The 26,059-nt window shown below is 70.2% G+C and carries 21 protein-coding genes; 17 read left to right on the top strand and 4 right to left on the bottom strand.

What is annotated here, in order from left to right:
* Positions 1–323 precede the first annotated feature (323 nt).
* The 10 genes from AB0I91_RS18865 (at position 324) to AB0I91_RS18820 (ending at position 13,471) form a co-directional block, all read left to right on the top strand.
* Positions 324–2,099, top strand: coding sequence for a fatty acyl-AMP ligase (locus tag AB0I91_RS18865; protein WP_498783733.1), 1,776 nt, complete (start codon positions 324–326; stop codon positions 2,097–2,099).
* Complete coding sequence (locus AB0I91_RS18860) at positions 2,096–3,799, top strand: acyl-CoA dehydrogenase family protein (RefSeq protein ID WP_499637781.1); 1,704 nt, start codon at positions 2,096–2,098, stop codon at positions 3,797–3,799. The genes AB0I91_RS18865 and AB0I91_RS18860 overlap by 4 nt, the downstream gene beginning before the upstream one ends.
* Complete coding sequence (locus AB0I91_RS18855; RefSeq protein WP_499616809.1) at positions 3,796–5,511, top strand: acyl-CoA dehydrogenase family protein; 1,716 nt, start codon at positions 3,796–3,798, stop codon at positions 5,509–5,511. The genes AB0I91_RS18860 and AB0I91_RS18855 overlap by 4 nt, the downstream gene beginning before the upstream one ends.
* A gap of 34 nt (positions 5,512–5,545) precedes the next feature.
* On the top strand, positions 5,546–5,806 hold the full coding sequence (locus tag AB0I91_RS18850) for an acyl carrier protein (RefSeq protein ID WP_498783727.1): 261 nt from the start codon (positions 5,546–5,548) through the stop codon (positions 5,804–5,806).
* Positions 5,807–5,811: 5 nt separating this feature from the next.
* Positions 5,812–7,023 (top strand): cytochrome P450, encoded by a 1,212-nt coding sequence (locus tag AB0I91_RS18845; RefSeq protein ID WP_499616812.1) that lies wholly within the window; start codon positions 5,812–5,814, stop codon positions 7,021–7,023.
* A gap of 19 nt (positions 7,024–7,042) precedes the next feature.
* Positions 7,043–8,086: an LLM class F420-dependent oxidoreductase gene (locus AB0I91_RS18840; protein ID WP_498783723.1), complete on the top strand. Its 1,044-nt coding sequence runs from the start codon at positions 7,043–7,045 to the stop codon at positions 8,084–8,086.
* 18 nt (positions 8,087–8,104) lie between these two features.
* Positions 8,105–10,093, top strand: coding sequence for a carbamoyltransferase family protein (locus AB0I91_RS18835; protein WP_499637778.1), 1,989 nt, complete (start codon positions 8,105–8,107; stop codon positions 10,091–10,093).
* A 38-nt stretch (positions 10,094–10,131) separates the two neighbouring features.
* Entirely contained in the window at positions 10,132–11,319 is a 1,188-nt protein-coding gene (locus AB0I91_RS18830; RefSeq protein WP_499637775.1) for a cytochrome P450, read from the top strand.
* A gap of 23 nt (positions 11,320–11,342) precedes the next feature.
* Positions 11,343–12,047, top strand: a complete 705-nt coding sequence (fabG, locus tag AB0I91_RS18825; RefSeq protein ID WP_498783717.1) for a 3-oxoacyl-ACP reductase FabG — start codon at positions 11,343–11,345, stop codon at positions 12,045–12,047.
* Positions 12,048–13,030: 983 nt separating this feature from the next.
* On the top strand, positions 13,031–13,471 hold the full coding sequence (locus tag AB0I91_RS18820; protein ID WP_499637772.1) for a hypothetical protein: 441 nt from the start codon (positions 13,031–13,033) through the stop codon (positions 13,469–13,471).
* A 321-nt stretch (positions 13,472–13,792) separates the two neighbouring features.
* Here AB0I91_RS18820 and AB0I91_RS18815 read toward each other — a convergent pair whose 3' ends face one another.
* From AB0I91_RS18815 to AB0I91_RS18800, 4 genes are all read right to left on the bottom strand, one after another.
* Positions 13,793–14,173, bottom strand: a complete 381-nt coding sequence (locus AB0I91_RS18815; protein ID WP_499616830.1) for a hypothetical protein — start codon at positions 14,171–14,173, stop codon at positions 13,793–13,795.
* Positions 14,174–14,495: 322 nt separating this feature from the next.
* Positions 14,496–14,819 (bottom strand): hypothetical protein, encoded by a 324-nt coding sequence (locus AB0I91_RS18810; RefSeq protein ID WP_498783712.1) that lies wholly within the window; start codon positions 14,817–14,819, stop codon positions 14,496–14,498.
* A gap of 244 nt (positions 14,820–15,063) precedes the next feature.
* The gene (locus AB0I91_RS18805) at positions 15,064–15,864 is read right to left on the bottom strand and encodes an aminotransferase class IV family protein (protein WP_499637769.1); all 801 of its coding nucleotides are present in this window, start codon (positions 15,862–15,864) and stop codon (positions 15,064–15,066) included.
* A 111-nt stretch (positions 15,865–15,975) separates the two neighbouring features.
* Positions 15,976–17,856 (bottom strand): condensation domain-containing protein, encoded by a 1,881-nt coding sequence (locus AB0I91_RS18800; protein ID WP_499637766.1) that lies wholly within the window; start codon positions 17,854–17,856, stop codon positions 15,976–15,978.
* A gap of 879 nt (positions 17,857–18,735) precedes the next feature.
* Here AB0I91_RS18800 and AB0I91_RS18795 point away from each other — a divergent pair.
* The 7 genes from AB0I91_RS18795 (at position 18,736) to AB0I91_RS18765 (ending at position 26,057) form a co-directional block, all read left to right on the top strand.
* Positions 18,736–19,038: a hypothetical protein gene (locus AB0I91_RS18795; protein WP_498783706.1), complete on the top strand. Its 303-nt coding sequence runs from the start codon at positions 18,736–18,738 to the stop codon at positions 19,036–19,038.
* A gap of 117 nt (positions 19,039–19,155) precedes the next feature.
* Positions 19,156–20,577, top strand: coding sequence for an NAD(P)/FAD-dependent oxidoreductase (locus AB0I91_RS18790; RefSeq protein WP_499637763.1), 1,422 nt, complete (start codon positions 19,156–19,158; stop codon positions 20,575–20,577).
* Positions 20,570–20,845 carry a phosphopantetheine-binding protein gene (locus AB0I91_RS18785; protein WP_498783702.1) on the top strand — a complete coding sequence of 92 codons (276 nt, stop codon included), beginning with the start codon at positions 20,570–20,572 and terminating at the stop codon, positions 20,843–20,845. The genes AB0I91_RS18790 and AB0I91_RS18785 overlap by 8 nt, the downstream gene beginning before the upstream one ends.
* Positions 20,842–21,786: a hypothetical protein gene (locus tag AB0I91_RS18780; protein WP_499637760.1), complete on the top strand. Its 945-nt coding sequence runs from the start codon at positions 20,842–20,844 to the stop codon at positions 21,784–21,786. Before AB0I91_RS18785 ends, AB0I91_RS18780 begins: the two co-directional genes overlap by 4 nt.
* Positions 21,783–22,790, top strand: a complete 1,008-nt coding sequence (locus AB0I91_RS18775; RefSeq protein ID WP_499637757.1) for an LLM class flavin-dependent oxidoreductase — start codon at positions 21,783–21,785, stop codon at positions 22,788–22,790. Before AB0I91_RS18780 ends, AB0I91_RS18775 begins: the two co-directional genes overlap by 4 nt.
* Positions 22,787–24,889, top strand: coding sequence for an aminodeoxychorismate synthase component I (gene pabB / locus AB0I91_RS18770; protein ID WP_499637754.1), 2,103 nt, complete (start codon positions 22,787–22,789; stop codon positions 24,887–24,889). Before AB0I91_RS18775 ends, pabB begins: the two co-directional genes overlap by 4 nt.
* Positions 24,882–26,057: a beta-ketoacyl-[acyl-carrier-protein] synthase family protein gene (locus AB0I91_RS18765; protein WP_499637750.1), complete on the top strand. Its 1,176-nt coding sequence runs from the start codon at positions 24,882–24,884 to the stop codon at positions 26,055–26,057. Before pabB ends, AB0I91_RS18765 begins: the two co-directional genes overlap by 8 nt.
* Positions 26,058–26,059: the final 2 nt, after the last annotated feature.

Below are 26,059 nucleotides of genomic sequence, written 5' to 3'. Positions count from 1 at the left end.
GCAACTTTCGATACCGGGGGCAGCTCATGGTGTCTCGTGCGCTGAGATGAACTCGCCGAGGCAGTCTTCCTGACACGGGCGTTTCGCCTGTATCGGACAATGGCGGACGTGGACGTCGAGTCCTCAGTGGATGGGTTCTATGCCGAGATCCGTCCTCCTCGAAGACTCCCCACGTGACTGCCTGTCGAGCCGTGCCTGACATGTCGGGTGAATTGCGTTTCCAGGCCGTGATCTCCGATCCCGCCTTTTTCCGGAAGACAGCAAGGAGGACTCATGGCGATCCGCTCAGGCCTCGGGCTGCCCCGTGAGGTGGTGGCTCGCTGATGTCCTTGCCTTCTCGAACCACCGTGCTCTCCCCGTTCGTCGAGGTGATCCGGGAACACGTGGCCGCCCGGCCGGATGCCCTGGCCGTCGCCCACGTCACCGATCCGGGAACGCCGAACGGCACCACCGCACTGTCCTACCGCGAGCTCGATCTCCGCGCACGGTGCGTGGCCGCCGCGCTCGGCCGGGTCTGCGTGCCGGGGGACCGGGCCCTGTTGCTCTTCCCCGACGGTGTCGACTTCGCCGTTGCGTTCCTGGGCTGTCTCTACGCCGGCGTGGTCGCGGTCCCGTCACCGCTGCCGGGCAGCTACAAACACCAGCAGCGGCGCGTGTCGGCGATCGCGGAGGACGCCGAACCACGCGCCGTCCTCACCACCGCGACGGTTCGCGCCGAGGTGGAGGCCTTCGCCGGGATCTCCGGCCAGGACCGTCTCCCGGTGTTGGTGATGCCGCTCGACGAGGAAGAACTCGTCGAGGCGCCGCGGTTCGACGGTCGGGCCGACTCGCTGGCTCTGCTGCAGTACACGTCGGGCTCGACCGGCAGCCCCAAAGGCGTGATGCTGACCGATCGCAACATCGTCGAGAACGCGGCGACCCTGGTGTCGACGTTCGGGATGACCGCGACGACCAAGTTCGGTTCCTGGATTCCCCACTACCACGACATGGGGCTGACGGGGCTCATCACGCCGGCGTGGTACGTGGGCAGCTCGGTGACCGTGATGAGCCCGACGGCGTTCCTCAAGCGGCCGGTGCGGTGGCTGGAGTTGGTGGACGAGCACGACCTCGACTGGTCGGCGGGCCCCGACTTCGCCTACGACCTGTGCACGAGGACGGTGACCGATGAGCAGCTGGCGGGGCTCGACCTGTCCCGCTGGCGGTACGCGTCCAACGGGTCCGAGCCGGTGCGGGCGAACACCCTCGCCGCCTTCGCCGAGCGCTTCGCACCGGCCGGGCTGCGCCCCGAGGCGCTGAACCCCTGTTACGGGCTCGCCGAGGCCACCGTGTTCGTCTCGGGAACCGGCCGCCGCACCCCGGTGGTCCGCCGGGTCGACGACGCGGCCCTGGCCGGGGGAACGCTGGCCGAGGCCGGCGGCGGCGAGCGCCCGTCGGCCACTCGTGAGCTGGTCAGCTGCGGGTCGGTGCGCGACCTGGACGCCCTGGTCGTCGATCCCGAATCCGGTGAGGTGCGCCCGGAGGGACGGGTCGGCGAGCTGTGGTTGCGCGGCCCGGGCATCGGAACCGGCTACTGGCGAAACGCCGAGGAGACCGAACGGGTCTTCAACGGCACGACCGCGGACGGTCGTTCCGGTTACCTGCGGACGGGTGACCTCGCGGTGCTCGACGGCGGTGAGCTCTTCGTCACCGGTCGTATCAAGGAACTGCTCATCACACGTGGACGGAACCTCTACCCGCAGGACATCGAGCACCTCGTCCGCGAGGAGATCCCCGATCTGCGCGGCCTGTTCGGCGCGGCCTTCGGGGTGCCGGGTGTCGACGGCGCCGAACTGGTCGCGCTGGTCCACGAGATCCGGCCCGGCGTGAAGGCGGACCGCCTTGAGGTCATCGCATCGGAGATCAGGCAGACCGTGGCGCGCGAGATCGGCGTGACCATCAGCGGGCTGCAACTGGTCCGCCGGGGGACGGTGCAGCGGACCACGAGTGGGAAGGTCCAGCGCCTGGCCGTGCGCAAGGCGTTCCTGGCCGGGGAGACGGCCCCGCTGTGGTCATCGGTCGAGCCGTCGATCCCGTTCGGTGAGCCGGAGACGGCCGCATGAAGGAGGCGATCGGCGGCACGCCGGCGAGGATCGAGGAGGCCTTGACCGCGGCGGAGGTCCCCGGCGGCCCGCTGTGGCAGGAGGACCTGCTCTCCCTCGACGACCGGCAGGCGTTCCCGGAGGACGCGGCCAAGTTCCTCGACGAGGTGGGAGCCGCCGGCTTCTACCTCGATCGCGGGCCCGGCGGACTGCTCGACCTGACCTGGTTCATCAGGCTCCTCGCCCGCCGGGACATCACGATCGCCGTCGGGCACGCCAAGACGTTCCTGGGAGCGGTGAGCGTATGGCTGGCCGGCAACGCCGACCAGCGCGAGCGGCTGGCCGCGGACATCCTCGACGGCGCCGTCGTCTCATGGGGACTCACCGAGCGCGGGCACGGCGGCGACCTGCTGGCCGGCGGTGTCCGCGCTGAACCGACCGCGGACGGCTGGCGCCTGACCGGCGAGAAGTGGCTGATCAACAACGCCACGCGCGGGCACCTGGTCTGCGTGCTGGCCAGGACCCAGCCGGAAGGTGGCGCGCGCGGGTTCAGCCTGTTCCTGTTCGACAAGCGCAAAGCCGATCCGCGCACGTGGAGTGCGCTGCCCAAGGTGGCGACACACGGCATCCGCGGAGCGGACATCAGCGGGATCGCGTTCGCGGCGGCGCAGCTCGGTCCCGAGGCGCTGATCGGCGCGCCGGGCACGGGCATCGAGACGACGCTGAAGGCCCTGCAGCTGACCCGGACCGTCTGCTGCGGGCTGTCGCTCGGCGCCGTGGAGCACGCGATCGCACTCGGCGCGGACTACGTGAGCCGCAGAACTCTCTACGGCAAGCGGCTGGCGGACCTCCCGAACATCCGGCACGAACTGGGACGGGCGGTCGCGACACTGCACGTCGCCGAGGCGGTCGTCTTCGCCGCCGCGCGGCTCGCGGCGACCGCGCCCGGCGAGATGGCCGTCGTCTCGGCAGTCGTGAAGGCGCTCGTCCCCGAGCTCTGCCAGGAAGCGATCTCCGCGGTCGGCGAGGTCCTCGGACTGCGCGGCTTCCTGTCCGCGGACGAGCCGTACCGGGCGTTCCAGAAACTGGACCGGGATCATCGCATCGTCGCGATCTTCGACGGCGGCACCGCGGTGTGCCGGAACCAGCTCATCGAGCACTTCCCCCTGCTCGCCAGAACGGCTCCCGGCGCGAGCGGGAACGGCAGTCCCCTCGCGGAGGAGACCCAGCCGCTGGGCGCGGCACGCCTGAGCGTGCTGTCCCGTCGTTGCTCCCTCGTGGATGGGCTCGACGCCGACTGCGACGTCATCGCGCGCCAAGCCGCGGCCGGCGAACTACCGGAACGGATTGCGGCGGCCGCCTCCGCCGCCCGGGAGTCGCTGCGCATCACCAGGGCCCGCATGGCGGAGCAGTCCTGGGAGCCACACCGGATCCCCCAGGAAGCCTTCGACGTCGCGCGTGACTTCGAGCTCTGCTTCGCCGCAGCGGCCGCGTGCCACCTGTGGACGCGGGGCCAACCGCGTCCGGGCGACGGCGACGCCCTGTGGGCCGCGGGACTGTGGCTCGGCGGCGCCCTCGCGGTGATAGAAGAGAAGCTGCCCCACAGATCTGGGACGGCGGACACGCACGGCGACGCGTTCGAGGCGCTGGCAGACCACCTGCTCGCGGCGGCGGGCGGGCCGGTGCCGGCACTGTTCGGAACCGGGGTGACACCGCTGTGAACCCGACTCCCGGTCCGCGGCGGCTCGCCCGCCTCGAGCACGAGTTCGGCGACCCGTTCGAGCCCGGCAACCCCCTCGGCTTCGACCGGATCCTCGACGCGGACGAGGCCGAGACCATGTTCGGGCCCGGTGAACAGGCGCTCACGGAGTTCGGTCTGAACGCGGAGTTCGTGCCGGCACGGCTCGGCGGCCGACTGGACCGCCTCGACGACCTGGTCGAGATCATGCGCTCGGTCTACCGCCGCGACCCCTGCCTCGGGCTCGGGTACGGCGCGAGCTCGCTCATCGCCGGCGTGAACATCTGGACCGCGGGAAGCCCTCGACAACAGCGGTCCGCCGCCGACCTGCTCCTCTCCGGTGGTCGGATCGCCGTCGCATACCACGAGCTGTCCCACGGCAACGACATGGCCGAGACCGAGTGCCGAGCCAGTCTCGAGCCCGGCCGGATCACGCTGAACGGCCGCAAGGAAGTGGTCACGAACATCCAGCGCAGTGAGGCGTTCGTGCTCTTCGCTCGCACCGCCGCGCGGCAGGGCGCCCGGAGCCACTCCCAGCTGCTGATCGACAAGGCGTCGCTCGACGGAGGCGATTTCGGTTACCTCCCGCGGTTCCGAACCATGGGAATGCGCGGCGTCCAACTCGGCGGGATCGAGTTCCGGGACTGCCCGGTGCCGGACTCGGCGCTGATGGGGCGACCGGGGTCGGGGTTGGAAACCGCACTGCGCTCGTTCCAGATCACCAGGACGACGTTGGTGTCGATGTTCTGCGGCGTCCTGGACACCGGGCTGGAGGTCGCACTTCGTCACTCGACCAGAAGGCGGCTGTACGGCGGTCCGGTGGTCGACATGCCGCACGTGCGATCGGTGATCGCCGGCGCGTACGCCGATCTTCTCGCGGCCGACTGCCTCGCGTCCGTGGCCACCCGCGCGCTGCACGTGCTCCCCGGCGAGACCGCGATCTACGCCCAGGCGGTGAAGTTCTTCGTGTCGAAGATCCTCATCGACGCGATGAACGACCTGTCGGAGGTTCTCGGCGCCCACTTCTACGTGCGCGACGGGGAGGCCGCCATCTTCCAGAAGCTCCTCCGCGACGTCCAGCCCGCCGGTTTCGGGCACGCCGCCCGCGCCGCGTGCCAGGTGTCGCTGCTCTCCCAGCTCCCGTTGCTGGCCCGGCGTGGCTGGGCGGAACCCGGCGTCGTCCCGGACGAGGTGTTCGTCGCCGGCCGAACCCTGCCGGCACTGGACTTCCACGCCCTCGCGATCAGCGCTGCCGGCCGGGAAGGGCTCTCGGGGGCCCTGACCACGGGCCTCGCGGCATCCCGGCCGGGCCTGCTCCGCCCGGACGTCGCCGAGGCCGCGGAGTTCTTCGCGGCTGAGCACCGGGTCCTGACCGAACGCTGCCGGGACCTCGACGTCACCTCGCTGGGAGTCGCCGCGGATCCGCGGAGCTACGACTTGGTGACCCGGTACGTCCGCGTCCTGGTGGCGAGCGCCTGCTTCGAGACCTGGCGGCGGACAACCGCCGCCGTGGACACCACGACCTTCACGGCGGATCAGCGGTGGCTCGCGGCCGTCTTGCACAGGTTGAGGAACGCGGCGTGGAACCGACCGAGGAGCCTCCCAGCCGAACTGGCGGAGTTCCTCGTGGAGGAGGCCGCCCACCGCACGACCGCACGGCGCGGCCTGGGCTTCACGGCCCAGGCACGCCCGTGACGCGCCCGATTCCGTTCCAGAGAGGGGAAACACCATGGTGTCCGCCGACTTCGACGAGGCCGAGTTCCGCGTCTGGCTCGTCGAACGCCTTGCCACGCACCTGAAGCGGGAGCCCGCCGAGATCGATGTGGACACCCCGCTCGCCGACTACGGCGTCGACTCGCTGTACGCACTGGCCATCGTCGCCGATATCGAGGACCACCTCGGTATCCCCGTCGAGGCGACGATGATGTGGGACCACCCGTCCGTTGCCGCGCTGTCGTCGGCGCTCGCCACCCAGATCGCGACCACCTGATGGCGGTGTCCGACGTAGGCAGCCCTTCCCCGCTGGCGATGCGCCGCGACCCCCACCGACCCCTGCACCCGTCACCGGAGCTGCTGGCGGTCGACGCGGCGGGCGGCATCGTGGAGATCTCGATGCCGATGGTCACCCCTGGACGGGGACGGACCTGGCTGATCACCCGGCCCGCGGACATCCACGAGGTCCTCGGGGATCCCGCGTTGTTCAGCAACGTCCTGCGCCTGCCGGCCGGTGGACCGGGCGGGGACGCCTCGCCAACGGGTCCGGGATCACTCCTCGGGCTGGATCCCCCGCAGCACACCAGGCTACGTGGCCTGCTGTCCGCGGAGTTCAGCTCCCGGCGCGTCGCGGGCCTTCAGGCAGTGGTGGCCGCCGCGACCCGGGACGCGCTGGCCGGGCTCCGCGGCCAGGAGCGGGCCGATCTCGTCACGTCGTTCGCCCAGCCGGTCCCCGCCGTGGTCATCGCCGAGCTGCTCGGCGTGCCCCCCACGGATCGGGACGAGTTCTGCCGACGTAGCGCGATCGCCATCGACACCCGCCTGCCCGCCCTGGCCAGGGCGGAGAACCGGGCGGAGATGCAGGCCTACATGAGCGACCTCGTGGCGCGGCTGCGGCGTGAGCCGGGTGACCGTGACGGGCTGCTCGGTGCGCTGATCGCTCGCCACGGTTCGAGCGTGGGCGACGCCGAACTCGTCGCCACCGGCAACCTGCTGCTGCTCGCCGGCCACGAGACGACGGCCAGTCTCATCGCGCAGAGCCTGCTGCTGCTCCTGGAGTTCCCAGAGCACCGCGAGACGGTGCTGCGCGACGAGGAGTCGCTGGTCCGGGGAGTGGAGGAACTGCTGCGGTACCTGACCGTGTTCCACTTCTCGCTGCCCAGGACCGCGCGGCGGGCGACCGTCGTCGCCGGGACCACGATCGAGGCAGGGGACCGCATCCTGTGCTCCTTCGCGGCCGCCAACCGGGACGCGCGCCGGTACCCGGACCCCGACGAGTTCCAACCGGGGCGTGCGGAAGCGCGGCACCTGGCCTTCGGCCACGGCATCCACTTCTGCCTCGGCGCCCCACTGGCCCGCCTGGAGATGCGCACCGTGCTCCCGGCGTTCTTCGAGTCCTTCCCGGCCGCCCGGCTCGCCCCGGACACCGCCGTGCGCTACCGCGACGGCTCTCTGACCTTCGGCCTGGACGCACTCCCGGCCACGCTGCGATGACGGTGGGGGAGAGGCGAGCATGAAGCTCGGCGTGAACATCGGTTACTGGGGCGCGGGCTACGCCGCGAACGGTCTGGCACTGGCGTGCGAGGCGGACCGCCTCGGCTACGACGTGTGCTGGGTCGCGGAGGCGTACGGCTCGGACGCGGCGACCGTCCTCTCATGGATCGCGTCGCGCACCCAGCGGATCGCGGTGGGATCCTCGGTCTTCCAGATCCCCGCTCGGACCCCGGCGATGACGGCGATGACGGCCGCCACCCTCGACAACCTGTCCGGCGGGCGGTTCCGGCTGGGCCTGGGCGTTTCCGGACCCCAGGTGTCCGAAGGGTGGCATGGCGTCAGGTTCGCCGACCCGCTCGGCCGCACCCGGGAGTACGTGGAGATCGTGCGCACGGCGCTGCGACGGGACCTCCTCACGTACTCCGGTGAGCACTGGACGCTGCCGATGCCGGACGGTCCGGGAAAACCCCTGACGCTCAGCATTCGACCCACCCAGGACGAGATCCCGGTCTACCTGGCCGCGATCGGCCCCAAGAGCCTGCGCCTGACCGGCGAGATCGCGGACGGCTGGCTGGCCTCGTTCTTCGCGCCCGAGTTCGCGCCCGAGCTGCTCGGCGACCTTCATGCCCGTGCCCCCGCGGATCGCGCACCCGACGTGGTGTCGATGACCCCCATCGTCGTCGGCGACGACGTGCGCGCCTGCGCCGACGCCGTGCGCTGGTACACGGCCGTGTACCTGGGAGGTATGGGAAGCAGGGAAGACAACTACTACAACCAGCTCGCACGCCGGATGGGGTACGCCGAGCAGGCCGCCGAAGTGCAGGAGCGCTACCTCACCGGAGATCTCGCCGGCGCCGCGGCGGCCGTGCCGTTCGACTTCATCGACGCCACCTCGCTACTGGGACCGGTCTCCCGCATCGCGTCACGAATGCGCGCGTTCGCCGCCGCGGGTGTCACGACCCTCACGGTGTCCCCGTTCGGCGGAAGCGCTGCCGAACGGCTGGCGATGCTCGGTTCCGCCGTGCACGCGCGGGACCTGGCCGGACTCCGAGACCCCGACTGAGAAAAGAGAGTGTGCAGCATGCTCGTACTTGGCCTGAGCGGGCATTTCTCGGGCGAAGACACCGATCTGGTGCCCAACATGGAGGGGGCCTTCTTCCACGATGCGTTCCACGACGCGGCCGCCTGCCTGATCAGGGACGGCGAACTCGTGGCCGCGGTGGAGGAGGAGAGGTTCAACCGGATCAAGAAGACCACGAAGTTCCCGATCAACGCGATTCGCGCCTGCCTGGACGTCGCCGGGGTGTCGCCGTCCGACATCGCCGCGGTCGGGCACTTCTTCGCCGAGGACCTGCTCGACGAGTCGCTCCGCGTGATCTACTCCGGCCGGCCGCAGCTTCCCGTGCCCACCGCGCGTGAGCTCGTCATGGCTCGGCTGGCGGAAGCCCTCGGGGTGGACGTGTCGGACAGACCGCTGGTCTTTACCGAGCACCACGTCGCCCACGGCATCTCTTCCTACCTCCGCTCGGGGATGACGGACGCGCTGGTGGTGGTCATGGACGGCCGCGGTGAGAAGCACTCGACGACGATCTTCCGCGGCAGGGACGGACACCTGGAGAGCCTCGCCACCTACGGTCTCGGGCAGTCGCTCGGCGGCCTCTACCTGGCGAACACCCGAGTGCTGGGGTACGGGCTCGGCGACGAGTACAAGGTCATGGGGCTCGCGCCCTACGGAGACCCCGCGACCTACCGGGACATGTTCAGCTCCCTGTACGACCTGAAGGACGGCGGCGACTTCACGCTCCGGCACTTCACCCCGAGCCGCATGTCACCCCGCCGCAAGGGTGAGGAGTTCACCCAGGCGCACAAGGACTTCGCCGCGGCGCTCCAGGAAGCGCTGGAGAAGATCGCCCTGCACGTCCTGGGCCACTGGGCCGACCAGACGGGGCTGAAGAACCTCTGCTTCGTCGGTGGCGTAGCGCACAACAGCACCCTCAACGGACGCATCCTCGACTCGGGGAAGTTCCGGGAAGTCTTCGTTCACCCGGTCTCGCACGACGCCGGGGCCGCCGAGGGGGCCGCCCTGGCCGCCGCTCTGCAGCTGGGGGCAGCCCCACGCAGACAGCCCCGCATGCGCACCGCGAGCGTGGGGCCCGACCTCGGCACCCCCGCCGAGGTCGAAAGGGAGCTCGCCTCCTGGGGTGACCTCATCGAGTACGAGCGACCGCCGGACATCGTGGCGACCGCCGCACGGCTGCTGGCCGACGGTGCGGTGCTCGGCTGGGCACAGGGCCGCTCCGAATACGGCCCGCGTGCGCTCGGCAACCGCAGCATTCTCGCCGACGCGCGGCCCGCGGACAACAAGCGGCGCATCAACGCGATGATCAAGAAGCGAGAAGCGTACCGGCCGTTCGCGCCGGTCGTGACGCCGGAGGCCGCCGGTGACTACTTCGTGCTGCCGGCGACCCGGGCCAACTACGACTTCATGTCGTTCGTGGTCGCGGTGCGCGAGGATCGAAGGGCGGAGTTGGGAGCCGTCACGCACATCGACGGCAGCGCCAGGGTCCAGGTCGTGGACCCGGCGTCGAACAGGCGGTTCCACGACCTCGTTCATCGGTTCGGCGAGCTGACCGGTACGCCCGTGCTGCTCAACACGTCGTTCAACAACAACGCCGAGCCGATCGTGCAGACCACGCAGGACGCCGTCACCTGCTTCCTCACCACCGAGCTGGACTTCCTCGTGATCGAGGACTTCCTGGTGCGCCGGCGCGGGGACGTCACGCTCGCCTTCGACGACCTGGCCCCCGGACTCCGGCCCGTCACCCGCCTCAGCCAGCGGATCAGGCACACCGCGGCAGGCCGACGCGAGGTCTCCTGCGAGATCTCCCTGGACCACCCGAAAGGCGCGACCATGGAGGTTTCCCTCGATCTCTTCACCCTGCTGGCGTCCGCCGACGGGGTGCGGACCCTGCGATCCCTCGCTGGTTCGCGCGGCATCGACCAGGACGTCAGGCACGAGTTGCACGCCCTGTGGCAGCAGCGGTTCATCACGCTTCGGCCGGCCCCGTGAACACGCACACCCCGCGGTGGCCGGTCGCCGCTGACGCCATGGCACTCGTCGATCCCGCGTTCCACGGCCGAGGCGCACCGCACGCCCTCTGGGCCGGTCTGCGCCGCGAGTCGCCGGTGATGCGGCAGACCCTGCCCGACGGACGCGCGTTCTGGTCCGTGACGTCGTACCGCGAGGCCGCCGAGGTGCTCCGGGACGCCACGGCGTTCACGTCGGAGCGCGGAACCCTGCTGTACCTGCTCGGCCGGGACGACCCGGCTGGTGGCAAGCAGTTGGTGGCGACCGATCCACCCCGGCACACCACGCTGCGGATGCCGATGCAGCGGGCGCTCGGGACCAAGCCGGTGCTGTCGATGCACGAGCGCCTGCGGAAGATCGTGTGCGACACGCTCGCGAGCCTGGCCGACGGCACGTCCTACGACCTGGCCGCGCACATGCGAGGGCTGGCCGTGGCGGTGATGGGCACCCTCATGGACCTGCCGGCCGAGGACTGGCCCCACCTGGCCGAGCTCAGCATCGCCTCCGTCGCGCCCGAGGACCCGCTCTTCGGACGGGCAGGTGCGGCCGAAGCCGTGCTCGAGGCGACACACCGCGAGCTCTTCGCCTACTTTCACGACATCGTGCGCCACCGTCGTGCCCATCCGGGTGAGGACCTGGTCAGCTTGCTCATCGGCACGGTGTGGGACGGTCGCCCGCTGAACCAGGGCGAGGTGGTGTCGAACTGCTACAGCCTGCTGCTCGGCGGCAGCGTGACCATCTCCCAGGTCCCGGCGAGCACGTTGGCCGACCTGATGGGGACGGCGACCTTGGACCAGTGGGCTGCCGATCCGTCCCTGTTGGGGAGTGGGGTGGAGGAGGCCTTGCGCTGGGCCACGCCCAACACGCATTTCATGCGGTACGCCGTTCGGGACGTGACGCTGCGGGGACGGCAGGTCAAAGCAGGTGAGGCGGTCGTCGTCTGGCTTGCCTCGGCCAACCGTGACGAGGACGTTTTCGCGGACCCGTTCACCTTCGATGTCCGGAGGCAGCCGAACAAGCACCTGGCTTTCGGCATCGGACCGCACTACTGCGTGGGGAACTCCGTCGTCAGGGAAACCCTGAAGCTGTTCTTCGCCGAGTTGTTCGGCCGATTCACCGACCTCGCCCCGGCCGGGCCAGGGGTGCGGCTGCACTCTCACACGATATCCGGCTGGGCCGCGCTGCCCATCACCGCCGGCGCACGATGACGATGACGACAGGAGATGGGAACGTGGGGCGTTCGGTACTGGTCACAGGAGGCAACCGAGGGATCGGGCTGACGATCGCGCGGCGCCTCGCCGCCGGCGGCGACAGCGTCACGGTGACCTCACGGTCGGGCGAACCGGTCGAGGGCTTGTCCGTGGTGCGGTGCGACGTGCGGGACGCGGCATCGGTGGACGCGTCGTTCAGGACCGTGGAGAAGGAGCAGGGACCGGTCGAGGTGCTGGTGGCCAACGCCGGGATCACGTCGGACCACATGCTCGCCTTCCTGAAGGAAGAGGCGTTCACCGACGTGGTCGACACGAACCTGACCGGCGCGTACCGGGCCGCGAAGCGCGCCGTGCGCGGCATGATGAAGATGCGCCGGGGACGGATGGTCTTCATCTCCTCCGTGGTGGGACTGTACGGATGGCCCGGCCAGGCGAACTACGCCGCCTCGAAGGCAGGTCTCGTCGGGCTCGCCAGGTCGCTCGCGCGTGAGCTCGGCCCGCACGGGATCACCGCGAACGTGGTCGCGCCGGGCCTGGTCGACACCGACATGGCCGCGCCGCTCTCGGAGCAGCGCAAGGCCGAGATCCTCGGCATGGTGCCGCTCGGCAGGGACGCGGCCGCGGACGAGGTCGCGGGAGTGGTGACATTCCTGACCGGCCCGGACGCGGCCTACATCACGGGTGCCGTGATCCCGGTCGACGGTGGTCTCGGCATGGGCCACTAGTTCTGCTCGGCGTGGGTGAGGTGGTCGGTGCCGTCGAGGTGCCCCGGCGGGCTGCCGTGTCGCCGACCCATTGCGCCCGCTCGAACACGTCGGCCAACCGGTCGTAGGTGCGAGCGGAGGCCAGGCTCATGGCTCCGAACTGACAGGAACACCGCCCAGTTGGTAGTGGGCCGACTCGGTTGTCCGCCGGCAAACAGCCAGGGCGAGGCCGCTTTGCCTGTGTGGTCCAATGTGGACTGTCGCTTCGCAGGTCAACACGCTCTGGCGTCCACGAGTCCGTCGCCGGAGTTTGCGTCCGTGATGTCGTGGCCTTCGTGGCAGGGGCTCGAACAACGAAAGCACGGGACCGGGTTGGTCACCCGGGGTTCGGATTCGATGCGCTGGCCGCCGAGGCGTGCGGCCGGCAGAGCACGGGCCTCGCCGCGGGCGAGGAGGTCCGAAGGCAGGTGGCGGGCGGCACGACCTGCTCGGCGGAGGCGGCGTTGTCCAGAACGAGCAGCATCCGCCGTCCGGCCACCTGGCCCGGTACAACGCGGCCAGCGCGTCCAGCTCCGCCGGAAGCACCTCCGGGTCGACGCCGAGGGCGGTGAGGAACCCGCGCGCCGCGTCGGCCGGTTCGTTCGGCCGCCCGGCGGGACTGGAACCGTGCAGGCCGACGAACAGCTTCCGTCGGGCGCCTGTCCTGTCAGGCGTTCACCTGACAGCTTCGGGTCCCAGTGCTGAATAGCATCCAGGGACGGGGCCTTCCACGAGGCGGGGACGAGAGGGATCGCGTGGGGGCCACGGCGTCGGTGCAGCAAAGCTGCCCACGAGAACCGGCACCTCCACGGCACAGGTAGTTCACGGGGGTGGGGCGCTGTCGCACCAAGCCCCGGCGTCCACTCCCGGCTCGTCAGCCTTCCGGAGATCCGCGTGGATCGGGACCCGCGTTCGGGGACGATTTCACGCAATGGGCGTTCCAAGGAGGATCAGCGATCCGTTTGGTGAAGACTTTGGCGACGGTGCTCACCCTCGCCGGCTCGTTCCTCGTGCTCGGCGGCACCGCGAGCGCCGATCCGTACTGGCAGGAGGTCACGCAGACCAACAAGTTCCACTGCACCTCCGTCAGCCATCCAACACACGATGTCACCGTCAAGTCGTGCGTGGTCGTCAACGGCGACGCCACGCAGGCCGTGGCGATCGTCGCCAATCACGGCAGCTCGGCGGTTTCCCTCGCGGCACCGAATGTGGTCCTCTACGTGAATGGGGTCCTCACCTACGACCGGGATTGCCTTTCCAGCACGCTCAACGGCGGCTTCACGCGAGCCTGTTTCGCGCCGACGCAGCAGCGACCGTGCGACGCGGTGATGCGGGCCTGGTCGAATGTCCACGTCCAGGGGTACGGCTTCGCGATCTGGTCGCCTGTCCGGCAGATGTGCACCTGACCAACGTTGAAGTCGTCTCAGCGGCTTGATTTCGCCGTCGATCAACGACAGAGGGCCCTCCGCACTGCGCGGACGGCCCTCTGTCGTTGACTCGTAGTTGGGCCGGGCTACTGCAGGAACTGCGGCACCGGGGTGTCACTGTGGACGGTCCGGGTCGAGCCGCGCATGGCGCCGTCGAGTTGGGTGGCCACCGCGGAGACGTTGCCGCGCAGGCCGACCTGGACCAGGTTCAGGCGGTACCGGCGCGGGTCGGGGCCGTCGAGGAACCGCCGATGGTCAGGAGTCCTCTCGGACGCGCCTTCGGCCGCCGGCCGTGTTCGGTCACCCCGGGCAGATCGGGTTCCGATCGAGGTAGTACGTGGGACCTCCCTGCACTTCCATCTTCCCGTAGACGCATTCGTAAGTTGCCGAGTCGTAGAAGACGAGGCGATCGCCCGCCGCAGCCGGCAGCCAGCCGCTGTAAGAGGTGTCACCGGCGTAGTACCACCACGCGAACCGGATGGTGATCGGATTACCTTCCTCCTTGTGGTACGTCATCGTGACGAGGGTGCCCTCCTCGGGGGTGCCGTCGACGCTCATGCAGAAGTTCCCGTTGCCGATGTCCTGGCAGTAGGTCTCGGCGGCGGCGGTTCCGGTCGCCGTCGCGGTGGCCGCGGCCGCCAGGGACAGGGCGGCGGCGAGTCGGGCGGTCTTGGCGAACATGAAAATCCCACTCCTCTGGTCGTTGTTCTCGATTACGTCGTCGGCAGGGGTACCGGCTCGGGAGTCCCGTGGGCGTCCCGGCCGGGGGCCGGGCGGTCAGCAGATCGGGTAGTGGTCCAGGTAGAACTCGGGGTCGCCCTGGACCTCCAGACCGCCGCCGTAGCAGTCGGACCCGGTCCGCGGGTCCCGCCACGAGGTCACCCCACCCGCCGCGACCGCCCGCCACTCGCTGCGGACTTCCGGGGGTAGTTGTGTGGCTGGTAGGAGAACCGGCCGGTGGCCGGGTCGCCGGAGTTTCTTCTGGTACCACCTCGACACCACTTCAGTCGGCTCCCCGGATTCGCCGGTGTCGTCGACGGACATGCAGCGCGGCCACCGCGGCCTGCACCGACTCGCGCATCAGGCCGGCCATCTCGTTCAACCAGTTGCTCTCCTGCTTGCTGATCATTCCGGTGCAGTCGGTGTCCGGCTCGAACATCGGCGCGTACCCCAGCACCACGATCCGTGCGTGCCGGGCCTTCGACTTGATCTCGTGGAGCAGGTCGGTGATCGCCGGGGTCGCCTCGGCGCGCAACCTCTTCGGCGAGGCCACCTTGAGCGGTTCCGCGTCACCGGCGAGAGTGCTGTCGAAGCAGTAGTCGACCAAGGTTAGCGCCGGGACCGTGGACGTTTCATCACTCGAAGTAGTGGTCTGGAGGCCGGTGCTCCGCCCGGCTCGAACAGGGGCGGTGTCGGATGCCCGACGTTGGTCGGCCGCGAGCAGTCGGGCACACCTTCGGGTGACGTCGGGAGCCGGCACGTCCGCAGGGCGGAACAGTGAGCCTTTCCAACCTCATCCGACAAGAACCCGTCCACCTCGCGCAGCCCGGCCGCGGCTCGACACGGGCCGGCTACACGACTTCGGCGGGAATGTCGGCGTACAGGTCACGCAGCCCGCCTAACACCGGGTTGACGGTTGACGACCAAGTGGTGCTGTCCACGGAGGCGACAGCTCGGACGCCGGTGGCCGCGTTCGTGGCGAAGGCGGCATCGATGCCCTCCAAGTCGCCGAGAGTCAGCGATTCGGTGGCTACCGGCTCATCGAGGGCTTGGTTGAGCAACGTCATGGTGACCCCGGCGAGGCACGCCGACTCGGGCCACACGACGCGTCCGGATCGTACGAATCCGATGTTCGACGTGGCGATCTCCGAAATGGACCCGTCGAGATTCAGGAAGAGGACGTCGTCATAGCCTTCCCGCTGCGCCGTCCTCCGTTGGTGGAGTGCGCCGAACAGGCCGATGTGCTTGACCGATGGCATCTCGCGTTGATGCGACGCGGATCGCAGTCGCAACGGCGACCCACTGCCGGAACCGGCGGGCCGCGTGGTCACCAGCACGTGAGGTGTGGCGTCGTGACCGATGGTGCCCAGGTCGAGCGCTGGATCGAAGACGGTGATGCGAACCACGGTCGTAGGACCACCGCTGCCGAGGGCGTGGCGGACGTGCTGCCTGACGCGGTCGGTGTCGAGATCAGTGCCGAAGAGCTGCCGGCAGTCCCGTGACAGCCGTTGCATGTGGAGGGAGAGGCCGCGGACGCGGCCGCGCTCCACGAGCATCGACGTGAAGTGCCCGTAGTTGGTCAGCGCGAGAGCCTTGACCTGGTCGATGGTGGCAGAGGCGCCGTTCAGCTCCACGCCGGTCAGCATTCCCATCGACGAGCCTCCGATCGGGTCGCGTCCGCGACGCCTACGACCCGACCCAGGTGGGCCGGCCGGCGACTCCTGCGCGACATCACGAACGTTCCCCGGGCAGGTCCTTGAGGGTCACGCACCACCTCCAGGTTGGAGAATGGACGACCGCACCCGCAGTCGTCCGGCGAGCGCCACGAGGCTGGTCGGCCGGCGCAGGTCCGCGACCGAGATGCCGTCGAACCCGTTGTCCCACAGGAGGGACAGCACGCGGGGGCCGTGGTGGAGGCGGCCGCCGACCGTCAGGTAGGTGCCGGCCATGGTCAGACCGACCAATCCGTTGGCCTCCGCCACCGCGCGCATGAGCGCCTGCTCGGCCGGGCCTCGCGGTGCCCGTGCGGGTCGTTGGGCGCCCGAACCGGCGACCGTGCGCCCGTCCGCCCGACGGACGACGAAGTGGTGCGGGCTCGCCATGGCGCACCGGCCGTTGTCGGTCGACAGCAGGAAGTCGCGCAGCTCCCACGGTTCCAGGTCGGCGTCGACATGGGCGGTGACCACGCCCTGGTCCTCGCGGACCTCGGCGCCGTGGATCGCCGGATGCTCGCGAAGGCGGTCGGCGAGGAAGTCCAAGTCCACCCAGACGCCGCCGATCCGGGTCCAGCGCGCGCCCGGCCGCCAGCGCTCCGGGGCAAGGGCCTCGGCCTCCGGGTAGGCGAGGTCACCGGCGGCGGAAGCGTGCACCAGGATCGCCTCGATCAGCCGGACGAGCCCCACGACGTCCCGGTCGCCCGCGATGGCCGCGTCGATGGCTGCGTGGATCTGCAGCCGCCCTTCGACGGGGGAGGCGCTGACGAACAGGTTGCAGAGGTTGTGGAACTCGTTCATCCGGCCGACGGTGACCCGCGAGCGGGTCAGCAGGGCGCGCGGATCGACGCCGGGGTCCGAAGCCTCCCAGTCGATGCCGTCGAAGCGACAGCTGACGGCTTCGGGACCCGCCAGGAACGTGCCCCGCTCGGCCTCGACCCGTCCCGCGCCTTCGTGGAACTCCAGCACGTCGAAGCCCATGTGCCGACCGCCGACGAGGATCGCCTTCCGCACCCGGCGCAGCACCTCGGACAACGACGGCTGCCCGCCGACGTCGACGAGCAGGGGCATGTCCCGGAAGACCGAGGCGATCATCTCGCCGGTGTCGGGGAGTTCCCGGAACGACCAGGTCAGGCTCAAGCCGAGCTGCGCCCGGTCGTACTGGATCGCCAAGGCGGTGTAGACGGCCGCGATGAAGACCGACGCCGGTGACGCCGCGTACGTGTGGTGCAGGATCGCCAGCGCTCGGGTCGCGGCGGGCGATTCGAGGTCCGCGAACACCACATCGGCTCCGGGCCGGCCACGGCTCACCGGCAGGGCGGACGCCGGAAAGTCCCGCAGCGTGCCGGTCCAGTGCCGTAGAGCGGACTCGACGCGAGGCCTGCCGTGTCCCCGCTCGTGCAGCGCCCGGTCGATCGGTTGCGGCACGTCGGCGCCGAGCCGGGCGGGTCGCCGCTGGTGCCGCGCCGCGAGCAGCTCGGTGAGCTCGGCGACGAGGGTCTCGGCCGCCGCCTCGTCGGCCGCGATGTGGGCCACCGCGAAGATCAGGTCGCTGTTCGCCGTGCGGCCGAACCGGATCGGGGGTTGGGCCGCAACGTCGAACGGGGTCTCGACGAAGCGGCTGCGGGAGTGTTCGTCGGCGAGGCGGGGCAGCGTCGCCAGGACGGTTTCGTGCGCGCTCTGCCGTGGCCGCCCGGCCTCGTCGGCGTCGAACGTGGTCCGGAGCACTTCGTGCCGCCGAAGCAGGTCGCCCACCACCGCGCTCACCGCCTCGTCCGGCAAACCCTCGGGTACGGCGACGACGCGCCAGATGTTGGGGAACAGCCCGTGGGCGCCGGACCGGTAGGACATCCACTCCAGCTGGCAGATGCCCGACTGCAGTGGTCCGGCGCGTCGCACCCCGCCGGAGAAGTTCGTCAGCTCTTCTCGCACGCCGCTACCCCTGTTCTGGACGGAAGATGACGCCCTCGCCGGGCGGGGAAGAGGGAATGCCGGCGCGGCGCCGAGTTGCTCGTTCAACACGTGCGGGCTTCGCCGGTCGCACGCGACTCCACACCACCGCAAGTGCGGAGCGGTGTGTCGGCGAAAACGGGAACCGTCTTGTCCCGCCGCTGTCCCTGTCGGCGAACGCCGAATAGTGGCGCGGTGGACGCGTCGGCAACATCGACAGCGAACATCAGCGAACCATAGATGGCTGGGAGGGTGCAAGCCTCAACCATTCGTCAGCTGCGTAGGTCGGCGCGCCAGGTCATCGTCAGTTCTTCCCGCCCTTTGGATGACGACCGGCAAGAACTGAGGGCCTGGACTGGCTCGCGCTACCGGCGTCGGACGCTGGATGCGGTGTGCCGCAGTGCATCGGTGATCGAGCCGATCGCGCGGCCAAACACGGTCATTTCGGACGGATGGGGCAGCATCGTGAAAGCTTCCGGTCAACCGAGTTGATCTCGGCGGACGCCCGTTACCAGCAGTTTCGCGCTGCTCGGGGTCTCGCCACGCGGGACACGGCCCCGCGCCGGATCGCCGAGGTCGACCGCGGCGGCGTCTGATTCGCTCCGGTGGACGTGCCACCGCGTGTGCCAATCGGACTCTTGATGCATTGAGTGACGTGTGGTTGTCTGACTTCCGCGGCCACGGGGGAGGTCCTGCGAGGGGGGTAAACATCTGTGGGTTTGCGGGGCGCTGATGCCCTGGATTGTTCTGCATCGTCAGTGGCTCATGCCGGCGCTGCGGGACGTCGTATCTGATGGCATCGTGGCGACGTGCCCACTCCCGTTCCCGTGCCTTCGGGATCCATGCTTCCAGGGTCGTTCCATGACGCATTCCGCGTTGTGGTGCTCGATGCAGGAGGGGGAGTTCATGGTAACGCGCGATGAAATAACCGCGATCATCGGTGAATGCATGTCCATCCAGATGATCGATGCTCCCATTGATTACGACACCGAGATCGTGATCGATTCCTTCGGTTTCGTCTGGCTTCAGCACCTGCTCGAGGAGCGCTTCGGCGTCGACCTCCAGCAGCCGGGCCGCGACGTGATCCTGAGCCTGAACTCGGCGCGCTCGGTGCACCAGTACCTGGCCGAGATCTACCCGGATCGCTTCGCCGTGACCGACTGAAGTCCTCTCGAGGGCTCGGCCACCGAGCCATCACACGCATCAGTTTCCGAGTCGCAAGGGGGTAGTCGCGTGCCGCACGGAGGTGCCGTCTCGGACGGCGGTAGCTACGACGTGGTCGTGGTAGGCAATGGCGTGCTCGGCCTGTCCCTGGGTCTGAGCCTGGTCCGCCGCGGCGTTTCGGTGGCGGTGGTGGGTGAGCGGTCGCGCCCGTACGCGGCGTCGGTGGCCGCCGGGGCGATGCTCGGATGCTTCGGCGAGGTCACCTCCTCACTGCTGGCCAGCAGCGAGGGCCGGCGGAAGCTCGACCTCGGCGTGGAGGCGCAGCAGCTGTGGCCGCGGTGGCTCGAAGAGCTGACGTCGGACACCGGCGACAACGCCGCCGACCTGGTCACGGCCGACGGCACGGTGGTCATCCTCAACACCGTCGGCGTGGCCGGCATCGACAGCGCGAACTTCCAGGCCATCCAGAGCGCGCTCACCACCTACGAGCAGAAGCACGAAGAGCTCGACGTGGACGACATCGCCTGGCTCTCGCCCGACGCCGCCTCAAGGCCCTTGCGCGCCCTGTTCATCCCCGACGAGCACGCGATCGACTCGGCCGCGCTGCTCACCACCCTCGAGGCGGCCTTCGTCGCCCGGGGTGGGGTGCTCGTCGACGGCTCCGTCACCGCACTGGATCACCTCGCCGGGCGGGCCCGCGGCGTCGTCCTCGCCTCCGGTGCGGCGCTGTCCGGCGGTGAGGTCGTGCTCGCCGCGGGGGCCGCTTCACAGGCCGTCGTTGGGAGCGTTCCCGGACTTGCGGAGCGGATGCCGCCGCTGATCTCCGGCTACGGCCTCTCGATGCTTCTGTCGGCTCCCGAGTCACCGGGGCCCCGCCACGTCATCCGCACGCCGAACCGCGCCTTCGCCTGCGGCCTGCACCTGGTCCCGAGGAACGCGACCGAGGTGTACGTCGGGGCGACCAACGTCATCTCGACCGCGCCGGTGAGCACGCCGGTGATCCGGGACGTGCAGTTCCTCCTCGACTGCGCGGCACGGCAGTTGCACCGGGACTTCTGGACGGCGGGCGTCAACCGGATCCAGGTGGGGAACCGGCCCGTGGCACTCGACGGCTTCCCGCTGATCGGCGCGGCCATGCCCGGTCTGTGGATGCTGACCGGCACCTATCGCGACGGTCTGCACCTCTCCCCGTTGCTGGCCGCGGAGCTGACGTCCAGGATCCTCGGCGATGAGCCGCGTGCGGACCTCGCCCCCTTCGAGCCGGTGCGCGCTCCGATCCAGCCGGCGAGCCGCCGCGAGATCGTCGAGTCCTCGGTCACCCACATGGTCGCCACCGGCTACGAGCACGACTGGAGGGTCCCGGTCGAGTGGCCGCGCACCATGGAGCACAGCCTGCGCATGGAGTTCTCGCGGTTCGCCGAGATGATCCACCCGCGGTTCACGCCGCCCCCGGAGATCCTCGCGGCCGCGCGCTACGCGCCCGAACTGGTGGGGATGCTCCGGAAGTTCTACGGCAACCGGCAGGCCGCTGGTGTCTGAGGGGTCCGAGATCACCGCGCTGAACCCGGACTTCGAGGCGGTGCTGAGGGAGTGCATGGCCGGCCAGCTCCCGCCCGGCACGACGCTGCACGAGGACAGCGACCTGACGGCGTTCGGGATGGATTCGCTCACCGTCGTGCGGCTCCTGGTGACCATCGAGGACACCTTCGGGGTGGTGATCCCCGACGAGATGATCGCCTTCGAGATCTTCTCCTCGCCCGGCTCCCTCTGGAACCTGATCTCCGACTCGCGGGAGGACTCCGGGTGAACGCCGACCTGCTCCGGGTCATCGCCGACCGGGCACGGCTCGTGCCCGACCGGCACCGCGTCTTCGACCAGGACGCTTCGGTCGTCCAGCGGGTGTTCCGGATCGGTGCGCCGGTCCTGTCAGCGCTCCTCGACCTCGGGTTCCCGCACCGCACGTCGGGCGAGGAGCAGTACTTCGACGAGCTCGACCTGGCCAACGCCTCCCTGGCCCTGCGCCTGCCCTCGCCCCGCTACCTCGCCATGCGACGATGGCCCGACGTGCTGCGCGCGGTGGTGGACAACCGCCCGTTCCGGTATGACGTCGAAGTCGCGGCCGAGTGCGAGTCCCCCGACCCCGGCCACCGGTGCGACTTCCGTCCGCGCGCCGAGGCGCTGGTCCTCGGGGCGAGCCCTTCCGGCGCGGCCGGGGAATTCACGCTGAGCCTGGAGGTCGGCGCCACCGGGCGTGCCGCCGACGCCCCGCCGGAGCTGGGGCGGCTCTTCGCCGAGGTGTCCGGGTTCGAGTTCTACTTCCTGCCCGAGGCCCTGCGCCGCGACCTCTCGTTCCTGGCCGAGACCTCGCTGGCCGACTGCGAACTGGCCACCTGGTTCCTCGTCCGGCGGGCGACGGAGGAGCAGTGGGAGGCCCGGCGCAGCTTCGGGCTGCTGCTGTCCAGCCCCTACTCGTTGGAACACTACTGGCCCGAGATCAGGCTGGACGGGGCCTGGACCGCTTTCGACCCCCACCTGATCAACAGCCTGGTCCGCTGGGAGGTGTTGGCGCCGGACGAGGTCTCGGCCGAACAGGCCCTGAACTCGGCCTTCTGCCGCGTCGCGGAGGACTGGATCTCCCTGGTGGAGGATGCGGGACACCCGGCGCGGATCTCCCTGCTCACCCGACGCCGACCGCTGGCCGGCGGCTCCCCGACCGCGACCACCCCCGGTCAGGAGGTGGCCCGATGAGCCGACCACGCAGCGGGATCACCCTCTTCGGCACCTGTCCTCCCTCGGTCGAGGAGCACGGCGCGGACTACCTGCGGCGGGTCCGCGAGGTGGCGGGCTGGAGCGACCGCGCGGGGTACGAAGGGGTCCTGGTCTACACGGACAACCGGTCGGTCGACCCGTGGCTGATCGCGCAGACCATCATCCAGGCCACCGCGCGACTGGCTCCGCTGGTCGCCGTGCAGCCGGCGTACATGCACCCGTTCACCGCCGCGAAGCTCGTGGCCGGTTTGGCGTACCTGCACCGCCGCCGCGTCGACTTGAACATGGTCGCGGGCGGGTTCACCGGGGACCTGCGGGCGATGGGTGACGACCTCGCCCACGACGACCGCTACGACCGGGCTGTCGAGTACTCCCTGATCATGAAGCGGCTGCTCACCTCGCGGGAACCGGTGACCTTCGAGGGCGCTTACTACTCCGTGACCGGGCTGCGCCTCGAGACCGCGCTCCCGGCCGAGCTGGCTCCCCGGTTCCTGTTCTCCGGCTCCTCCGCGGCCGGGATGGCCGCCGCGCGGGCCGCCTCGGCGACGGCTGTCTCCTACCCGGAGGAACCGGGGAAGCAGGTCGCGGCCGATCCGTCGATCCCCCAGGGCCTGCGCATCGGGGTGATCACCCGGCCGACGTCGGCCGAGGCGTGGGACGTCGCCCTCGCGCGTTTCCCCGAGGACCGCGCCGGGCAGGTCAGCCACCGGCTCGCCATGTCGCGCTCGGACTCGCAGTGGCACCGGCAACTCGCCGAGGCTGCCGATCACCACGACACGTACTGGATGCGGCCGTTCAAGAACTACCGGACCTTCTGCCCGTACCTGGTCGGTGACTACGCCGCGGTCGGGCACGAGATCGGGCGCTACCTCGACCTCGGCTACACCACGCTGATCCTGGACACCCCGGCGGAGGAACAAGACCTGGAGCACATCGCGGCGGCCTTGGACATCGCCCGGAACCGCGCCGAGGAGCACGTATGAGGACTTTGCTCATAGACAACTACGATTCCTTTTCGTACAACCTGGCGCACTACCTGGGTGAGGTCAACGGAGTCGAGCCCACGGTCATCCGCAACGACGAGCCAGGGTGGCGGCCGGAGCACCTCGACGCGTTCGACAACGTCGTCATCTCGCCGGGTCCGGGTACACCGGGTGTCCCGGCCGATTTCGGCATCTGCCGCGACGTCGTCACCTCGGGCCGGATTCCGCTGCTCGGCGTCTGCCTCGGGCACCAGGGCATCGCGATGCTGGGCGGCGGGTCGATCGCGCTGGCCCCGGAGCCCCGGCACGGCCGCAAGTCGCTCGTCCGGCACGACGGCACCGGGTTGTTCGCCGGCATCCCGACGCAGTACGAGGTCGTGCGCTACCACTCGTGGGTGGTCGACCGCCTCTCGGACGACCTCGATCCGATCGCCTGGACGCCCGACGGGGTGCTGATGGCATTACGCCATCGCCACCGCCCTCAGTGGGGGGTGCAGTTCCATCCCGAGTCCATCGCGACGGAGCACGGTCATCGCCTGCTGGCCAACTTCGCGGAGCTGAGCCAGGACTGGAACCGGCGGCACGGCCGAACCGTCCGCCCGGGACCCCCGCAGCCGGTGTCCGCGCCGCGCGTGGACACCGACCAGCGGGTGACGTACCGCCTGCTGGTCGAGCAGCTTCCGACCGACCGTGCCCCGGAGCAGGTCTACGAGGAGCTCTTCCTCGACCGGCCGTTCGCGTTCTGGCTGGACAGCAGCCGTCCCGATCCGCGTCTCGGCCGCTTCTCCGTGCTCGGGGCGGCCGAGAGCCCCACGTCGGAGGTCGTCACGGCCGATGTCGCGCAGGGCACGGTCACCGTGCGGGCGGGAGACGGCACCCGCGACGAGACCCGGCCGTTCCTGGACTGGCTCGACGACCGCCTCAAGAACTCGGAAGTCGTCGGCGGCGAGAGCCTGCCGTTCGACTTCCGCGGCGGCTGGGTGGGCTACCTGGGCTACGAGCTCAAGGCCCAGTGCGGCGCCCGCTCGCGCCACCGCTCCGAGCACCCGGACGCGTCGCTGATCTTCGCGGACCGGTACGTGGTGTTCGACCACGGCACCCTGACGACGTACCTGGTCGCCCTGCACACGGGCGACGAGGCACCGGCCCGGGACTGGCTGGCCGACACCCGCGCGCGGATCGAGGCGATCCCGGGTGCTCCCGGACGCTCGCCGGCGCGACCGGAGCCGGTCACCGAGTCGCTGTCCCTGCGCCACGACCGAGACACCTACCTGGACCTCATCGAGTCCTGCCAGCGCGCCATCACCGCCGGCGAGAGCTACGAGGTCTGCCTGACCAACATGCTCAGCGCTGACTGCACGCTGGACGTGTGGGCCGCGTACACCTCGCTGCGCCGTGACAACCCAGGCCCTTTCGGGGCGCTGCTGCGCATGGGTGAGCTGTCGGTGCTGAGCACCTCGCCCGAGCGCTTCCTGCGCATCGACGGCGAGGGGCGCGTGGAAGCCCGGCCGATCAAGGGCACGCGCTCCCGGTCGAGCTCGCCCGAGGAGGACCGCCGGCTCCGCGAGGACCTGGCGACCTCCGAGAAGGACCAAGCCGAGAACCTCATGATCGTCGACCTGCTCCGCAACGACCTGGCCCAGGTGGCGGTGACCGGCTCGGTCGCGGTCCCGGAGCTGTTCGTCGTCGAGTCCTACACGACGGTGCACCAGCTGATCAGCACCGTGACGGCGCGGTTGCGCCCCGACCGCAGCCCGGTCGACTGCGTTCGGGCCGCGTTCCCCGGCGGATCGATGACCGGGGCGCCGAAGCTGCGCACCATGGAGATCATCGACGAGCTGGAGGACGGGCCCCGCGGCATCTACTCGGGCGTGATCGGGTACTTCTCGCTGTCGGGCAGCGTCGACCTGAGCATCGCCATCCGCACGCTGGTGGCACAGCCGGGTCGCATCAGCTACGGCGTCGGCGGCGCGATCGTGGCCATGTCCGACCCGGCCGCGGAGTACGAGGAGACCGCGGTCAAGGCCACTCCGCTGCTCACCCTGCTCGACGCGCGCTTCCCGGAACGCGACACGGCGAAGGCGACGAGCGATGTCTGAGCCCGTGGCGATCACCGGCATCGGGGTGTGCACGGCTTTCGGCGCGGGCGTGGATGCCGTGCGGCGCGGGGTCTTCGGGGGTGAGGCGGCGTTCGCGCCGGTGACCCGCTTCGACACCACCCCCTACCACAACCGGTTCGCGGCCACCCTGCCGGACGACCACGCGGTCTGGGCGTCCGGCGCTCCCACGCAGCTGGGCCTTCTGCGTGCCTGCGCGCACGAGGCCCTCGACGGCGCGCGAACCCGCGCACGGGGAGCGCCCTTCCTGCTCGGGACGCTGGGTGACCGGTCAGCGGTCCTGGAGTTCTGGCGAGCCGAAGAGCGCGGAGACCGGTGGGAGGACGACCGGCTCGGCACCAGCGCGCCCGCCGCGCTGGCCGCCGCCTTGGCGCAGGAGCTCGGCTTCGGCCCGTCGCCGATGGCGTTCAGCAACGCCTGCACCTCCTCGACCACGGCGGTGGCCTACGGCGCGCAGCTGATCCGCTCGGGGCAGGCCGACCTCGTCGTCTGCGGTGGCTCGTACACGGTGTCGGAGGACATCTTCTCGAAGTTCGACGCAGGCGGCGCGTTCAGCGACAGCGGCGTGGTCCGCCCGTTCTCCCGGCAACGCGACGGCATGCTGCACGGCGACGGGGCCGCGGTCCTGGTGCTGGAGTCCGTGCGGTCGGCGCGCCGTCGCGGGGCGACGACGCTCGCGTTGCTGCGCGGGTGGGGGATGTCCGCGGACGCGCACCACCCCATCCAGCCCGATCCCGCCGGCCGCGGCATGGCGCGGGCCATGCGCGCGGCGCTACGCGTCGCCGGGTGCTCCCCGGACGACGTCGGCTACGTGAACGCGCACGGCACCGGCACGCCGGTCAACGACAAGGCCGAGACCGCGGCGGTGCACGACGTGTTCGCCGCCCGCGCGGGCGCGGTCCCGGTGAGCTCCACCAAGGGCGCCACCGGGCACATGCTGGAGGCCACCGGGGCGGTCGAGGCCGTGATCACCGTGCTGTCCCTGCGGGACCAGCGGATCCCGCCCACCGCCGGCTACCTCGACCCGGACCCGGAATGCGCCCTGGACTGCGTGCCCAACCGGGGCCGAGCCGCCGAACTGAAGTACGCGCTGTCGCTCAACGCGGCCTTCGGGGGAGCGAATGCCGCCCTGCTGTTCAGTACCGAGTGAAA

The sequence above is a fragment of the Actinosynnema sp. NPDC049800 genome (genome assembly GCF_040656635.1).
Taxonomy (GTDB): domain Bacteria; phylum Actinomycetota; class Actinomycetes; order Mycobacteriales; family Pseudonocardiaceae; genus Actinosynnema.
Note: the sequence above shows the minus strand (reverse complement) of the source record. Positions and strands in the feature narration are given on the sequence as shown.

Bases quoted from the DNA above. Each gene is read 5' to 3' on its own strand.
- AB0I91_RS18865 (WP_498783733.1), top strand. From the start codon at position 324: ATGTCCTTGCCTTCTCGAACCACCGTGCTCTCCCCGTTCGTCGAGGTG.
- AB0I91_RS18860 (WP_499637781.1), top strand. From the start codon at position 2,096: ATGAAGGAGGCGATCGGCGGCACGCCGGCGAGGATCGAGGAGGCCTTG.
- AB0I91_RS18850 (WP_498783727.1), top strand. From the start codon at position 5,546: ATGGTGTCCGCCGACTTCGACGAGGCCGAGTTCCGCGTCTGGCTCGTC.
- AB0I91_RS18840 (WP_498783723.1), top strand. From the start codon at position 7,043: ATGAAGCTCGGCGTGAACATCGGTTACTGGGGCGCGGGCTACGCCGCG.
- AB0I91_RS18835 (WP_499637778.1), top strand. From the start codon at position 8,105: ATGCTCGTACTTGGCCTGAGCGGGCATTTCTCGGGCGAAGACACCGAT.
- AB0I91_RS18830 (WP_499637775.1), top strand. From the start codon at position 10,132: ATGGCACTCGTCGATCCCGCGTTCCACGGCCGAGGCGCACCGCACGCC.
- AB0I91_RS18815 (WP_499616830.1), bottom strand. From the start codon at position 14,173: ATGTTCGCCAAGACCGCCCGACTCGCCGCCGCCCTGTCCCTGGCGGCC.
- AB0I91_RS18805 (WP_499637769.1), bottom strand. From the start codon at position 15,864: ATGGGAATGCTGACCGGCGTGGAGCTGAACGGCGCCTCTGCCACCATC.
- AB0I91_RS18795 (WP_498783706.1), top strand. From the start codon at position 18,736: ATGACGCATTCCGCGTTGTGGTGCTCGATGCAGGAGGGGGAGTTCATG.
- AB0I91_RS18775 (WP_499637757.1), top strand. From the start codon at position 21,783: ATGAGCCGACCACGCAGCGGGATCACCCTCTTCGGCACCTGTCCTCCC.
- pabB (WP_499637754.1), top strand. From the start codon at position 22,787: ATGAGGACTTTGCTCATAGACAACTACGATTCCTTTTCGTACAACCTG.
- AB0I91_RS18765 (WP_499637750.1), top strand. From the start codon at position 24,882: ATGTCTGAGCCCGTGGCGATCACCGGCATCGGGGTGTGCACGGCTTTC.